Origin of the sequence: Paenarthrobacter sp. NyZ202 (assembly GCF_049860755.1) — a bacterium.
Classification (GTDB): Bacteria; Actinomycetota; Actinomycetes; order Actinomycetales; family Micrococcaceae; genus Arthrobacter.
In genome coordinates this window covers 3,176,178-3,190,361 of sequence record NZ_CP187556.1, presented here as the reverse complement: position 1 = coordinate 3,190,361, position 14,184 = coordinate 3,176,178, and the positions used below count along the sequence as shown (strand labels likewise).

At 64.7% G+C, this 14,184-nt stretch carries 9 protein-coding genes; 6 read left to right on the top strand and 3 right to left on the bottom strand.

Annotated elements, in window-relative coordinates; all coding sequences use genetic code 11:
* Positions 1-53: 53 nt before the first annotated feature.
* The 5 genes from glgX to ACPFL9_RS14740 all read left to right on the top strand — a co-directional run bounded on the left by glgX (position 54) and on the right by ACPFL9_RS14740 (position 8,938).
* Entirely contained in the window at positions 54-2,396 is a 2,343-nt protein-coding gene (glgX, locus tag ACPFL9_RS14760) for a glycogen debranching protein GlgX (RefSeq protein WP_426003590.1), read from the top strand.
* Entirely contained in the window at positions 2,393-4,705 is a 2,313-nt protein-coding gene (gene treY, locus ACPFL9_RS14755; RefSeq protein WP_426003589.1) for a malto-oligosyltrehalose synthase, read from the top strand. The genes glgX and treY overlap by 4 nt, the downstream gene beginning before the upstream one ends.
* 51 nt (positions 4,706-4,756) lie before the next feature.
* Positions 4,757-6,526 (top strand): malto-oligosyltrehalose trehalohydrolase, encoded by a 1,770-nt coding sequence (gene treZ / locus ACPFL9_RS14750; protein WP_426003587.1) that lies wholly within the window; start codon positions 4,757-4,759, stop codon positions 6,524-6,526.
* Positions 6,527-6,601: 75 nt separating this feature from the next.
* Positions 6,602-7,639, top strand: coding sequence for an L-glyceraldehyde 3-phosphate reductase (mgrA, locus tag ACPFL9_RS14745; protein WP_426003586.1), 1,038 nt, complete (start codon positions 6,602-6,604; stop codon positions 7,637-7,639).
* A 213-nt stretch (positions 7,640-7,852) separates the two neighbouring features.
* Complete coding sequence (locus tag ACPFL9_RS14740; protein ID WP_426003585.1) at positions 7,853-8,938, top strand: inositol-3-phosphate synthase; 1,086 nt, start codon at positions 7,853-7,855, stop codon at positions 8,936-8,938.
* 171 nt (positions 8,939-9,109) lie between these two features.
* Here ACPFL9_RS14740 and ACPFL9_RS14735 read toward each other — a convergent pair whose 3' ends face one another.
* Together ACPFL9_RS14735 and mshA are read right to left on the bottom strand one after the other, a co-directional pair.
* Positions 9,110-10,798: a formate--tetrahydrofolate ligase gene (locus ACPFL9_RS14735; protein ID WP_426003583.1), complete on the bottom strand. Its 1,689-nt coding sequence runs from the start codon at positions 10,796-10,798 to the stop codon at positions 9,110-9,112.
* Between the two features lie 115 nt (positions 10,799-10,913).
* Positions 10,914-12,158, bottom strand: coding sequence for a D-inositol-3-phosphate glycosyltransferase (mshA, locus tag ACPFL9_RS14730; RefSeq protein WP_426003582.1), 1,245 nt, complete (start codon positions 12,156-12,158; stop codon positions 10,914-10,916).
* A gap of 104 nt (positions 12,159-12,262) precedes the next feature.
* On the opposite strand from mshA, the gene ACPFL9_RS14725 reads away from it, so the two are divergent.
* A complete protein-coding gene (locus tag ACPFL9_RS14725; protein ID WP_426003581.1) occupies positions 12,263-12,775 on the top strand; it encodes a GNAT family N-acetyltransferase in 513 nt (170 codons plus the stop codon).
* A gap of 10 nt (positions 12,776-12,785) precedes the next feature.
* Here the strand turns inward: ACPFL9_RS14725 and ACPFL9_RS14720 are convergent, their stop codons facing one another.
* Positions 12,786-14,159 carry a 6-phospho-beta-glucosidase gene (locus ACPFL9_RS14720; protein ID WP_426003580.1) on the bottom strand — a complete coding sequence of 458 codons (1,374 nt, stop codon included), beginning with the start codon at positions 14,157-14,159 and terminating at the stop codon, positions 12,786-12,788.
* Between the last annotated feature and the right edge of the window lie 25 nt (positions 14,160-14,184).

Below are 14,184 nucleotides of genomic sequence, written 5' to 3'. Positions count from 1 at the left end.
GGGGTCATGAGTAGGCTTGCAGCAGTTGTTCGCATCACCTAAGAGGAGAACGCATGGAAGTCTGGCCTGGATCGGCTTATCCGCTTGGCGCCACATTCGATGGCACCGGCACCAACTTTGCCCTGTTCAGTGAAAGGGCTGAACGGGTGGAACTGTGTCTCTTCGACGACGATGGCAGCGAAGTCCGCGTGGATGTCAAGGAAGTGGATGGGTACGTCTGGCACTGCTACCTGCCGCAGGTGCAGCCCGGGCAGAAGTATGGCTACCGCGTTCACGGGCCCTACGACCCTGACGCAGGCCAGCGGTTCAACCCCAACAAGCTGCTGCTTGACCCTTACGCCAAGGCAGTGCACCGGCAGATCGACTGGGATCCGTCCCTTTTCTCGTACAACCTGGGAGACCCGGACTCCCGCAATGATGAAGATTCCGCACCCCACATGATGCTGGGCGTGGTCATCAACCCGTTCTTCGACTGGGACGGGGACAAGCTCCTCCGCATCCCGTACCACAAGTCCGTGATTTACGAGGCCCACGTCAAGGGCCTTACCATGCTGCACCCGGAAGTGCCGGAAGAGCAGCGCGGTACCTATGCGGGCGTGGCGCATCCGGCCGTGATCTCCCACCTCCAGAAGCTCGGCGTCACCGCCATTGAACTCATGCCGGTGCACCAGTTCGTCAACGACGGCATCCTGCAGGACAAGGGCCTGAGCAACTACTGGGGTTACAACACCATCGGGTTCTTCGCCCCGCACAACAGCTACAGCTCAAAGGGCGATACCGGTCAGCAGGTCCAGGACTTCAAGGCCATGGTCCGTTCGCTGCACAACGCCGGTATCGAGGTCATCCTGGACGTGGTGTACAACCACACCGCTGAAGGCAACCACCTCGGTCCCACGCTGTCCTTCAAAGGCATCGATAACTCGGCCTACTACCGACTGGTGGAGGACGACCAGAAGTACTACATGGACTACACCGGCACCGGCAACTCGCTGAATGTCCGCAGCCCGCACTCCCTGCAGCTGCTTATGGACTCGCTGCGGTACTGGGTGACGGAAATGCACGTGGACGGATTCCGGTTCGACCTCGCTTCCACGCTGGCCCGTGAGTTCTACGACGTCGACAAGCTCTCAACTTTCTTCGAACTCATCCAGCAGGACCCGGTGGTGTCCCAGGTCAAGCTCATCGCCGAGCCGTGGGACGTCGGCCCCGGCGGCTACCAGGTGGGCAACTTCCCGCCGCAGTGGACCGAATGGAACGGCAAATACCGCGACACCGTCCGTGACTTCTGGCGCGGCGAACCGTCAACGCTGGGTGAGTTCGCCTCCCGCCTGACAGGATCGGCCGACCTCTACGAGCACTCAGGCCGCCGTCCTTTCGCGTCCATCAACTTCGTCACGGCGCACGACGGCTTCACTCTCATGGACCTGGTGTCCTACAACGAGAAGCACAACGAGGCCAACGGTGAGGACAACAACGACGGCGAATCCCACAACCGCTCCTGGAACTGCGGTGTTGAAGGGCCCACGGACGATCCCACGGTGCTCGGCCTGAGGGCGCGGCAGCAAAGGAACTTCATCGCGTCCCTTTTCCTGTCCCAGGGCGTGCCCATGCTGCTCCACGGGGACGAACTCGGACGGACCCAGCAGGGCAACAACAACGGCTACTGCCAGGACTCCGAACTTACGTGGATCAACTGGGACTCCGTGGACCAGCCGTTGATCGAGTTCACGGCCGCCGTCAGCGCCCTGCGCGCCAAGCATCCCACGCTTCGCCGCAGCCGGTTCTTCGATGGCCGCCCCGCTGTCCGTGGTGAGGGTGAGCGGCTTCCGGACATCGTGTGGCTGGACAAGGACGCAAGCACCATGACACCCGGGGACTGGGACACCGCCCTGGGCCGTTCGGTAGGTGTATTCCTCAACGGTGACGGCATCCGTGGGCTGGACCATCAGGGGCGCCGGATCACCGACGTGAACTTCCTGCTCTACTTTAACGCCGACGTCGACGAAGTCGGATTCCGGATCCCCTCGGACGAATACGCCGCAGCCTGGGACGTCATGATCGACACCGGGGGAGAAGGTGCGGAGGCCGACATCGTCAAGGCCGACCAGATCCTCATGGTGGCGGGCAAGTCCCTGGTGGTGCTCCGGGCACACAGCACTCCCGAGGTGGAACCGGATCACTCCGTGGCCGCTTCGCTGGCGGCGCTGACCCAGACCAGCACTCCGGAAACCGCCTCCATGACGGCGCCTGTAGTCACGTCGATTGCGTTGGGGTACAAAGACGACGAAGGCGCCGGAACCGGGGATACTGCCGGGGAGGAACCGGGTGGCGCGGACGCTGCCGGCGCGGAGGCGGAAGCCGACTCTGAGGCAGACCAGAAGAAGGCGGACTCATGAGGACTCCAGTCTCCACATACAGGCTGCAGATCCGTCCTAGCTTCACCTTGCAGGACGCAGCGGAACTGACGGGCTACCTCAAGGACCTGGGTGTCGACTGGGTCTACGTCTCACCCATCCTGACCGCCGAGGAAGGGTCCGATCACGGCTACGACGTCACCGATCCTTCCACGGTGGACCCGTCCCGCGGTGGGCCGGAAGGCCTGGAAGCCCTGTCCAAGGCAGCGCGGAAGGAAGGGCTGGGAGTCCTCGCGGACATCGTCCCCAACCACATGGGAGTAGCATCACCTGGTCAGAACGCCTGGTGGTGGCAGTTACTGAAGGAAGGGCGGTCGTCCAAGTACGCGGAAGCGTTCGACGTCGACTGGGACTTCGGCGGCGGCCGGATCCGCATCCCTGTGTTGGGCGGAGACGATGACCTTGACCAGCTCAGGATCGTCGACGGCGAATTGCACTTCTACGACCACCGCTTCCCTTTGGCCGACGGCACCTGGACCGAAGGGGACTCACCGCAGGACGTCCACGACCGGCAGCACTATGAGCTGGTCGGATGGCGCCGGGCCGACGCGGAACTGAACTACCGCCGGTTCTTTGCCGTCAACACCCTGGCCGGGGTGCGGGTGGAAGTACCGTGGGTCTTCGACGAAGCGCACCAGGAGATCATCCGCTGGTTCCGTGAGGAACTGGTGGATGGACTGAGGATCGACCACCCGGACGGCCTGGCCGATCCCGAGGGCTACCTGGCCCGGCTGAAGGAGGCCACAGGTGGCGCGTACTTACTGGTGGAGAAGATCCTGGAACCCGGGGAGAAGCTGCCGGAAACCTTCCAGTGCGAAGGCACCACCGGATACGACGCCCTGGCAGATGTGGATCGGCTCTTCGTCGACCCCGCCGCTGAAGAGTTCCTCGACGACCTCGACGCTCGGCTCCGGGACGAAGCCGAGCCTGCCAACTACCAGGTCATGATCCACGGCACCAAGCGGCGCATCGCCGACGGCATCCTCCGCTCGGAAATCCTGCGCCTGTCCCGCCTGGTGCAGGAAACCAGTGCGCTGCCGCGCTTGGACGTAGCCGATGCCCTCGCCGAGATCATCTGCTGGTTCCCCGTCTACCGGACCTACCTGCCGTACGGCCAGGAAATCCTGGAAGAATCGATCGAGCACGCGGCCAAGCACCGGCCGGAGCTGGCCGGAGTCCTGGAGGGACTTCGTCCGCTGCTGCTGGACACCACCGGCGAGCTTGCCCGGCGGTTCCAGCAGACCTCGGGCATGGTCATGGCCAAAGGCGTGGAGGACACGGCGTTCTTCCGCTACACCCGGCTCGGTACGCTCACGGAGGTGGGTGCCGATCCCACGGAGTTCGCCGTTTCTCCCGGGGAATTCCACCAGAGGATGGCCCGTCGCCAGGCGGAATTGCCGCTCTCCATGACCACGCTCAGTACCCACGACACCAAGCGCAGCGAGGACGCCAGGGCCAGGATTTCCGTGATCTCCGAGTCGGTCCCCGAGTGGGAACTCTTCCTCGGCACGGTCCAGGACCTGGCGCCGATTCCTGACGGTCCGTTGTCCGCCTTGATCTGGCAGGCGATCGCCGGTGCCTGGCCGGCGGACCGCAGCCGTCTTCAGGCTTACGCCCTCAAGGCTGCCCGCGAGGCCGGCAACTCCACCAACTGGACCGACCCCAACCTGGAGTTCGAGCGGCACCTGGCTGCCGCCGTCGACTCCGTTTTCGATGTTCCGGAGGTCGGGGCCGCGTTGGAGAACTTCGTCGCGGAACTTGAGCCGTACGGTACGTCCAACTCCTTGTCCGCCAAGCTGGTGCAGCTGACCATGCCCGGCGTGCCCGACGTCTACCAGGGCACGGAATTCCGGGATGGTTCCCTGACGGACCCTGACAACAGGCGGCCTGTGGACTTCCAGGCACGGATTGATGCGCTCGCGGAACTCGATGGCGGCGCACGCCCGGCCAGGACGAACGAGGCCGCCAAACTCCTGGTGGTGTCCAGGGCCTTGCGGCTGCGGCGGGATCGTCCGGAGCTGTTCGGCGGGTACCAGCCGGTGGCTGCCACCGGCGCAGCGGCCGCCCACGTGGTGGCGTTCAGCCGTGGCGCGGACGCCCCGGGCGCAGTGACCGTTGCCACCAGGCTTCCCAAAGCCCTGGAGCGCAATGGCGGCTGGCGGGACACCGCTGTGGACCTTCCAGCCAAGAGCCGCGACGAACTGACGGGAACCACTTTCGACGCCGGTCCTGTCCCGCTGGCTACGCTGCTGGAGCACTACCCGGTGGCGCTGCTGGTCCCGGTTGACTGAAGCGCCGCGCCACACCGTTACTGCACACGCTTGAATGTATAGGGGAGCTTGATGGAGCACGCTGCTGGAAAAGAGCTTTTTGATGTGTGGGCACCGGACGCACGTTCGGTAAAGCTGCTCGCGGACGGCCGCGAGTACAGCATGGAGCAAAACAACGACGGCGGCGCGCAGGGTTGGTGGCGCGCCCCCGCCGGGGTGGCGGCCGGCGAGGCCGTCCCTTACGGCTACATCGTGGACGGCGAAGGGCCGTTCCCGGATCCCCGATCACGGCGGCAGCCCGACGGCGTTCATGGGTTGTCAGCGACTTTCGATCCCTCCGCCCACCAGTGGAAGGACCACAACTGGAAGGGCCGCAGCCTCAAGGGTGCTGTTATTTACGAGCTGCACCTTGGGACCTTTACACCGGAAGGCACCCTGGAAGCAGCCATCGGGAAGCTCGATTACCTGGTGGACCTGGGCGTGGACTTCATCGAACTGCTGCCGGTGAACGCCTTCAACGGCGTCCATAACTGGGGCTACGACGGCGTCCTCTGGTACGCCGTGCATGAGGCCTACGGCGGACCGGCGGCCTATCAGCGGTTTGTGGATGCGGCCCACGCGGCCGGGCTGGGAGTGATCCAGGACGTCGTTTACAACCATCTCGGACCCAGCGGCAACTACCTGCCCAAGTTTGGCCCGTACCTGAAGTCCGGTGAGGGGAACACCTGGGGCGACTCGGTGAATCTGGACGGTCCCGGCTCGGACGACGTTCGGCGCTACATTCTGGAAAACGCCGCCATGTGGCTCCGGGATTACCACGTGGATGGTTTGCGGCTGGATGCAGTTCATGCGCTCCGGGATGAGCGCGCCGTGCACATCCTGGAAGAATTTGGCGCACTCGGTGATGCCGTCGAAGCGGAAACCGGCATCCCGCGGACCATGATTGCCGAGTCGGACCTCAACAACCCGCGGCTGATCTACCCCCGCAGGGACAACGGGTATGGGCTCGAAGGCCAGTGGAGCGATGACTTCCACCATGCCCTCCACGTCAACCTCAGTGGCGAGACCACCGGCTACTACGGCGACTTCGATTCCCTGGCTGTTCTGGCCAAGGTCCTGGAACACGGCTTCCTGCACGATGGCAGCTACTCAAGCTTCCGCGGACGTCACCACGGCCGGCCCATCCGGCGGGACCTGGCACACCCCTCGGCGTTGGTGGTCTGCCTGCAGAACCATGACCAGATCGGCAACCGTGCGATTGGCGACCGCCTGACGGCATCGCTGTCCTACGGCCAGTTGGCCATCGGTGCCGTGGTCACCATGACGTCGCCGTTCACGCCCATGCTGTTCATGGGCGAGGAGTTCGGGGCTTCAACCCCCTGGCAGTTTTTCACCTCCCATCCGGAACCGGACTTGGGGGAAGCCACGGCGAAGGGCCGGATCAAGGAATTCGAGCGGATGGGATGGGACCCGGACGTGGTTCCCGATCCGCAGGACCCGGAGACGTTCCGCCGCTCAAAACTCAACTGGGAGGAAGCATCCGACGGCCACCACGCCAAGTTGCTGGCACTGTACCGCGATTTAGCACAGCTGCGCCGAAACAATCCTGTCCTGGCAGACGGTGGGTTCGCGGACACCTCCGTGGAATACGACGATGAGGAGCACTGGCTCGAAATGACCCGCGGAGACCTTCGCGTGGTGTGCAACTTCGGGTCGGAAACGCTCGATACCCCGGTGGAAGGGGCGATGCTGCTGGCAACGGACGCACAAGCAGCCCTGGATAACGGCACGTTGACGCTTCCCGGCGCCAGCGCCGCCGTCGTGCGCGTCAACCAAGGCTAGCTGCTCCAAAGGTGACGGCGCCCACATGACGGACGGCGCCGTCACCCGGAGCGACACGGTGGCAGGATGGTACGTATGACTTATTCGGCCGCGGAAAACCGCTACGAAACCATGCCCTACCGCCGCGTCGGACGCAGTGGACTGAAGCTTCCCGCGATCTCGCTGGGGCTTTGGCACAACTTCGGCGATGACAAGCGGTTCGACGAACAGCGCGCCATCCTGCGCCGTGCGTTCGACCTCGGCGTCAACCACTTTGACCTCGCCAACAACTACGGACCCCCGGACGGCTCGGCCGAGACCAACTTTGGCCGGCATCTGAAGGAAGACTTCAAGCCCTACCGCGATGAACTGGTCATCTCCACCAAGGCCGGCTACTACATGTGGCCCGGCCCGTACGGTGAGTGGGGTTCCCGGAAGTACCTCATTTCCAGCCTGGACCAGTCGCTGGAGCGCATGGGCCTGGACTACGTGGATATTTTCTACAGCCACCGGCCTGATCCTGAGACTCCGCTGGAGGAGACCATGGGCGCGCTCGATTACGCTGTTCGGTCCGGCAAGGCGCTGTATGCAGGCATCTCCTCCTACACTCCTGAGCAGACACTGGAGGCAGCCCGGATCCTGAAGGAACTCGGCACGCCATTGCTCATCCACCAACCCAGCTATTCCATGCTCAACCGCTGGACTGAGAACGGCAGCCCCAACCTTTATGAGGCCCTGGACCAGGTGGGCGCCGGGTCCATTGCCTTCTCGCCGCTGGCCCAGGGAATGTTGACGGACCGGTACCTCAACGGTGTGCCTGCGGATTCCCGTGCAGCCAAGGAAAGGTTCCTGTCGGAATCGGCTCTGACAGAAGACAAACTCGACCGGGTCCGCGGGCTGAACGCCATCGCGCAGGGACGAGGTCAGACGCTCGCGCAGATGGCGGTGGCCTGGATCCTGCGGGACCAGCCGAAGGGGTCGCCCGTCACTTCTGCGCTGATCGGCGCCTCCAGTGTCCGCCAGCTCGAGGACACGCTCAGCGCCATCAACAACCTGGACTTCACCGATGAGGAGCTGACGGCGATCGATGAATTCGCCGTCGAGTCCGACATCAACCTGTGGGCCCAGAAGTAACCAGCCCCACCCATCCACTCTCACGTCCCGCCGGGTGCCGTCGATTGGGTTTAAGCTGCTGACATATTGCGAGGGGCCAGCCGGGAATAACGGCGGCCCCTCGTGTGTTGGTTAGAATGCAAAAGTGTGCGCCGAATGGCGCCGTGCCAATCTGCCGCTCTCCGGGCTCAGCCGGGGCATCGCGTGGCACTGAGGTTTTCCCAAAGGAGTTCCGTGTCTTCACATCCGATTCGTGTTGCCATTGTCGGCGTAGGAAACTGCGCCGCATCGTTGGTCCAAGGTGTCGAGTACTACCGCGACGCTGACCCGAAGTCCACGATTCCCGGTCTGATGCACGTTGAGTTCGGCCAGTACCACGTCAACGACGTCGAGTTCGTTGCCGCTTTCGATGTCGACAGCAAGAAGGTTGGCCTGGACCTCGCCGACGCCATCGGGGCCAGCGAGAACAATACGATCAAGATCGCCGACGTTCCGGCCACCGGTGTGAAGGTTCAGCGCGGTCACACCCTCGACGGACTGGGCCGCTACTACCGCGAGACAATCGTCGAGGCTCCGGAAGAAGCCGTTGATGTCGTAGCAGCGTTGCGGGAAGCCAAAGCTGACGTCATGGTCTGCTACCTGCCTGTTGGCTCGGACCAGGCTGCCAAGTTCTACGCCCAGTGCGCCATCGACGCCGGCGTCGCCTTTGTCAACGCACTTCCTGTCTTCATTGCCGGCACCAAGGAATGGGCCGACAAGTTCACCGAGGCCGGCATCCCCATTGTTGGCGACGACATCAAGAGCCAGATCGGTGCAACCATCACGCACCGCGTCATGGCCAAGCTGTTCGAAGACCGCGGCGTCACGCTGGACCGGACCTACCAGTTGAACGTTGGCGGCAACATGGACTTCAAGAACATGCTTGAGCGCGACCGCCTGGAGTCCAAGAAGATCTCCAAGACCCAGGCCGTGACCTCCAACGTCGAGGCCGAATTGCACGCTGATGACGTCCACATCGGCCCGTCCGACTACGTGGCCTGGCTCGACGACCGCAAGTGGGCCTTTGTCCGTTTGGAAGGCCGCAACTTCGGCGATGCCCCCGTTTCGCTTGAGTACAAGCTCGAGGTCTGGGACTCCCCGAACTCCGCAGGCGTGATCATTGACGCCATCCGCGCCGCCAAGATCGGCCTGGACCGCGGCATTGGCGGTCCGCTGCTCTCCGCATCCAGCTACTTCATGAAGTCCCCGCCGGAGCAGTTCAACGACGACATCGCCCGCGAGAAGGTTGAAGCCTTCATCCGCGGCGACATCGAGCGCTAAACCGCCAAAGCGACGAGCGGCCCTCCTGGTAACCAACCACCGGGAGGGCCGCTCACCTTTTAAGCGCCCCCACCTTCCCCGACGCTCTCTCACCTTTTACCCCCTTTTGGCGATCCCTCTCGCACCCGGTGAGAGAGGGATTGCCAAAAGGGGGATTTTGGTGAGAGAGGATCAGAAGAGGCCGGTGGGTTTGCCGGAAGCGTCCACGTCCATCCGCATGGCCGCCGGCTCCTTGGGCAGGCCGGGCATGGTCATCACAGCGCCGGTCAACGCCACGATGAAGCCCGCCCCCGTCTTGGGAATGAGCTCGCGGACGTGCACCTTGAACCCTTTGGGAGCACCCAGCCTGGAGGCGTCGTCGGTGAACGAGTATTGCGTCTTGGCCATGCAGACCGGAAAGCCGGACCAACCGTTCCGCTCGATCTCGGCGAGCCGCTTCTCCGCGGGGACGGAAAACTCCACGGTATCTGCGCCGTAGATTTCCTGGGCGATGGTCCGGATCTTGTCCTCCACCGGCATCCCGAGCGGGTACAGGTGGCGGAAGCTGGACGGGCCCTGGAGCGCGGCGGCCACCTTGGCAGCGAGCTCGTCGCCGCCGTCGCCTCCACCACCGCGTCCCCAGACATCGGCGACGGCGGCCTCCACGCCTTCCGCTGCGCACCAGGCGAGCAGCCATTCGAGTTCTTCCGGGGTGTCCGTGGCGAACCTGTTGATGGCCACCACCGGTGTGACGCCGAACCTCGCCACGTTCTGCACGTGCCGTTTGAGGTTTTCAACCCCGGCGGCAACAGCCTCCACGTCGGGGCCGGCCAGGTCCTCCTTGGGAACACCGCCGTGCATCTTCAGCGCGCGGATGGTGGCAACCACCACGACGGCGGAAGGCGCCACGTCTGCGAAGCGAGCCTTGATGTCCATGTACTTTTCGGCCCCGAGGTCCGCGCCGAAGCCGGCCTCGGTCACCACGATGTCCGCCAGTTCCTGCGCCGTCCGGGTGGCGATGATCGAGTTGCAGCCGTGGGCAATGTTGGCGAAGGGGCCGCCGTGGACGAGCGCCGGCGTTCCGGCGATGGTTTGGACCAGGTTCGGCTTTATGGCGTCCTTCAGGAGCAGGGTCAGTGCCCCCTGGACGCCAAGGTCGGCGACGGTCACCGGCCGCCGGTCGTGGGTGTAGCCGAAGGTGATCCTGCCCAGCCGGGTGCGGAGGTCTTCCAGATCCGATGCCAGACAGAAGATTGCCATGATCTCCGAGGCCACGGTAATGTCGAAGCCGTCCTGCCGGGGGACACCCTGTGCGGGACCGCCCAGGCCGATCACCACTTCCCGGAGCGCCCTGTCGTTCATGTCCAGGACGCGTTTGAACGTCATGCGGCGCGGGTCGATTCCCAGCTGGTTTCCCTGGAAGATGTGGTTGTCCACCAACGCCATGAGGGCATTGTTGGCCGAGGTGATGGCGTGGAAGTCTCCGGTGAAGTGCAGGTTGATGTCGTCCATGGGCAGCACCTGCGAGTACCCGCCGCCCGTGGCACCGCCTTTCATGCCGAGGATGGGCCCCAAGGACGGTTCCCGGAGGGCAATCATCACTTCGTGCCCGGCACGGGCCAGGGAATCGGCGAGTCCCACGGTGGTGGTGGACTTGCCCTCGCCGGCGGGAGTGGGGGACATGGCGGAGACCAGGACCACCTGTCCTGCAGGCTTCCCCGGTTCAGGGAGCAGCCGGGCGGGATCGACCTTCGCCTTGTACCGCCCGTACAGTTCCAGCGCATCCCGGGGAATCCCGGCCCGCTCAGCGACCTGTTCGATCGGGAGCAGCGTGGCCTGCTGGGCTATTTCAAGATCGGTCAGGACCTTGTTCTCAGACATCGTTGTCCTTCGGCTCGGTGGTGGTTCGGTGCGTGCCCGGGATGTGGGCCTGCGCCGTGCGCGCCAATCTACCAGCCGGGGCCGGGCATGCAGCGGAAGCCCTGCCGCCAAGACATCACCTGCCAGGTACCAGCAGGCCTGACACCGACTCCTTGTAGCTCTCCAAGGTGATGGCGGCGGTCCGCTGCCATCCGAACGACTCGGCGTGTGTTGCCGCAGCCCTGCCCATGTCTTCGCGCGTGCGGACGTCGTCGTACAGGTCCTCCAGGGCATCGGCCCAATCCGAAGGATCGTGCCCCTCCACCAGTATTCCGGTCCTGCCATCGGAGACGGCACGGGTCAGGCCGCCAACCTTGGTCGCGACCACAGGTGTGCCGCACGCCTGTGCTTCCAACGCCACGAGCCCGAACGACTCGCTGAAGGAAGGCATGACCACCACGTCCGCGGACCGGAACCAGCCGGCAAGTTCCGGAGCCACTACCGGTGGGCGGTGCGTGACGATGTCGCTGAGCCCTGCGTCCTGGATGACCTGCTGCAGGTTGAAGTCCTTGGCACCGCTCAACGAGCCGAGGATGGTCATTTCAAGGTCGATGTCCGGACGGCGCTTGCGGAGGATTCCCGCCGCCTTGACGAATACCTGCGGTCCCTTGAGCCGTTGGATACGCCCGGCAAAAACAATGTGGAAGCTCTCAGGCCGGACACCCCGCTCCCTGCGGGCCTTCCGCCGGAACGATGGCGTGAATACGTTCAGGTCAACGCCGGGCGGTGCGACATCGATCCGGTCCGGGTCGGCGCCGTAGTGCGAGACCAGTTCTTCGGCCTCAGCGGGGGTGTTGGCAATCAGGCGGGACGCGCCGTCGACGATTCTTTGTTCCCCTTCTTCCCGCCGACGGGGCTCGGGGCGCTCGCCGGACTCCAGGACCAGGTTCTTGACCTTCGCCATGGTGTGCATGGTGTGGACCAGCGGCACGTTCCACAGCTCCGCCAGTTCAAGGCCCGCCACGCCCGACACCCAGTAGTGCGAGTGGATGGCGTCGTACCGTCCGTGCGGCTGGCTGTGGCGGATGGCATCGATCTGCTCCACCATTTGGTGGAGGAGGGCGGGGAGTTCTTCTTTGGGCAGCTTCCGGCGGGGACCGGCCATGACGTTGTGGACGCAGACTCCGGGGCCGGGATGTTCGACGGCGGGTTGCCCGGCTTTGGTGGAACGGGTGAAGATCTCCACCTCCACGCCATTCTCTGCCAGCGCCATGGCCAGCGCACGGACGTAGACGTTCATCCCGCCGGCATCCCCGGCACCGGGTTGCTCCATGGGCGAGGTATGCAGGGACAGGAGCGCCACACGGCGAATCAACGGCACAGCGTTCCTCCTGCCTTAATCCCACACAGCTTTGCCTGCAGAAAACACTACTCCTGCCTTGGGCGTGGCGTGATCCCGGTGCCGGGGCTGCTAGCGTTTCCGCTGTGAGCCGCGACAAGAATTTCCACATCCGCCCCGCCACCCCCGATGACTGGCCCGGCATCTGGGCCGTCATGGAGCCCGTCATCCGCGAGGGTGAGACCTTCACCTGGGACCGTGACACCGCTGAAGACGCAGCACGGGCCAAATGGACCAAGGATGCCCCGGGCCAGACCTTCGTGGCTGTGGCTGACGATGGCGAGGTCCTGGGTACCGGGGAATTCCACGCCAACCAGGCCGGCGGCGGCAGCCATGTTGCCAACGCCGGCTACATGGTGGGGTCCAGGCATTCCGGCAGGGGCATCGCCCGCGCCTTGTGCGAGTACTCCCTGAAGGAGGCCAAAACCGCAGGGTTCCGTGCCATGCAGTTCAACGCCGTGGTGGAAAGCAATGTCCGGGCTGTGTGGTTGTGGCAGTCCATGGGGTTCCGGATCCTGGCCACCGTTCCCGAGGCCTTCAATCATCCCGAGATTGGTTTCGTAGGACTGCACGTCATGTACCAGGAGCTCAGGAAATAACCCGGCGACGTCACTTCCACAGCCCCCGGACTTCGGGAAAGGCCTGTTCGTAGCCTTCCACCAACCGCTGGCCGAGGTCCTCCGAACCCACCAGCGGGTGGGCGGCGAAGGCCCGGACCGCTGCGTCGCGGGAGCCGTCCCGGACGGCCTGGATGGTGAGCCGTTCAGCGTCCTTGACGTGGCGCATCAGTGTGAGGAAGCGCCCGCCGGGGCGGTCCTGCGGAAGCGGCAACGCGCCGTCGGGCGTCACAGAACAGGGAACCTCGACGACGGCGTCACCCGGCAACCCGGGCACGGCAACTAATGCGGGACCCGCCCCGGTGACGGCAACGGGGGAGTTGGGCACGTTGAGGATCAGCTCGGCCGGCCCGCCGCCAAACAGCGCCCGGATCACGGCCAGTGCCACCCGCTCGTAGCCACCGCCGGCGAGGTCTTCCTCGTCCCGCTGTCCGCCGTCGGTGCGTGCCTCGGCGAGGTAGCCTTCTTCCCGCGACCGCCTGGCTGCGTCCCAGCGGGCATAGGCGCCGGACGCGCCGGCGAGCTCCGGATACAGTGAGCGCTGCTGCTCGTGGATGGACGCGCCGCGGGTCTCCGTCTGGTCGCGGATCGCACCGGTCGCGTTTTCTGTGTCGTAGTAGTAATAGAGGTATTCGTTGGGCAAGGCCCGCACCCGCTGCAGGGTGTGCAGGGAAAACAGCCTGCCCTCCTCAAAAGAACGGAGCGCAGCTTCATCCGCCAGCAGTCCGGGCAGCAGGTCCCTCCCGCGCGGTGCCAGGCGGTAGAGCCAGCCGAGGTGGTTCAGCCCGAAGTAGCCCACGCCGTCGAGCTTTCCGTCCGGAAGGGGTGCACCCGCGGCCGCCGCGGCGCGCTTGACCAGGCCCCCGGCAGAGTCGCAGATGCCGATCACGCGGCGTCCCAAAACAGGAACCAATGCCTCGGTGACCATACCTGCCGGGTTGGTGAAATTGATGAGCCAGGCATCGGGACAGAGGCGGCGCATTGCGTGGGCCAGGCGCAGCATCTCCGGAATGGACCTCAATGCATAGGAGATTCCGCCCGCACCCGTGGTCTCCTGCCCCAGCAGCCCGAGGTCCAGGGCAACCCGTTCATCCACCACGCGCCCGGCCGTCCCACCGGGCCGGATCGCGGCAAAGACGGCATCGACGCCGGCCAGCGCCCGTTCCAGGTCAGTGGAAACAGTGACCTGCGGGGCCGGTCCGCCACCTGGCATGTCGCGCAGGACGGCCTCGATTCCGGCAAGCCGGGAAGCGTCCACGTCATACAGAACCAGTTCATCCACCAGCCCCGCGAAGGGACCCGAACGCAGGGCGCGGTAGACAAGGGGAACCCGGAATCCGCCGCCTCCGGCGATCATGAGCCGCATGCCTTGAGTCTATGCAGCCCAAGGC

Bases quoted from the DNA above. Each gene is read 5' to 3' on its own strand.
- treY (WP_426003589.1), top strand. From the start codon at position 2,393: ATGAGGACTCCAGTCTCCACATACAGGCTGCAGATCCGTCCTAGCTTC.
- mgrA (WP_426003586.1), top strand. From the start codon at position 6,602: ATGACTTATTCGGCCGCGGAAAACCGCTACGAAACCATGCCCTACCGC.
- glgX (WP_426003590.1), top strand. From the start codon at position 54: ATGGAAGTCTGGCCTGGATCGGCTTATCCGCTTGGCGCCACATTCGAT.
- treZ (WP_426003587.1), top strand. From the start codon at position 4,757: ATGGAGCACGCTGCTGGAAAAGAGCTTTTTGATGTGTGGGCACCGGAC.
- ACPFL9_RS14735 (WP_426003583.1), bottom strand. From the start codon at position 10,798: ATGTCTGAGAACAAGGTCCTGACCGATCTTGAAATAGCCCAGCAGGCC.
- ACPFL9_RS14720 (WP_426003580.1), bottom strand. From the start codon at position 14,159: ATGCGGCTCATGATCGCCGGAGGCGGCGGATTCCGGGTTCCCCTTGTC.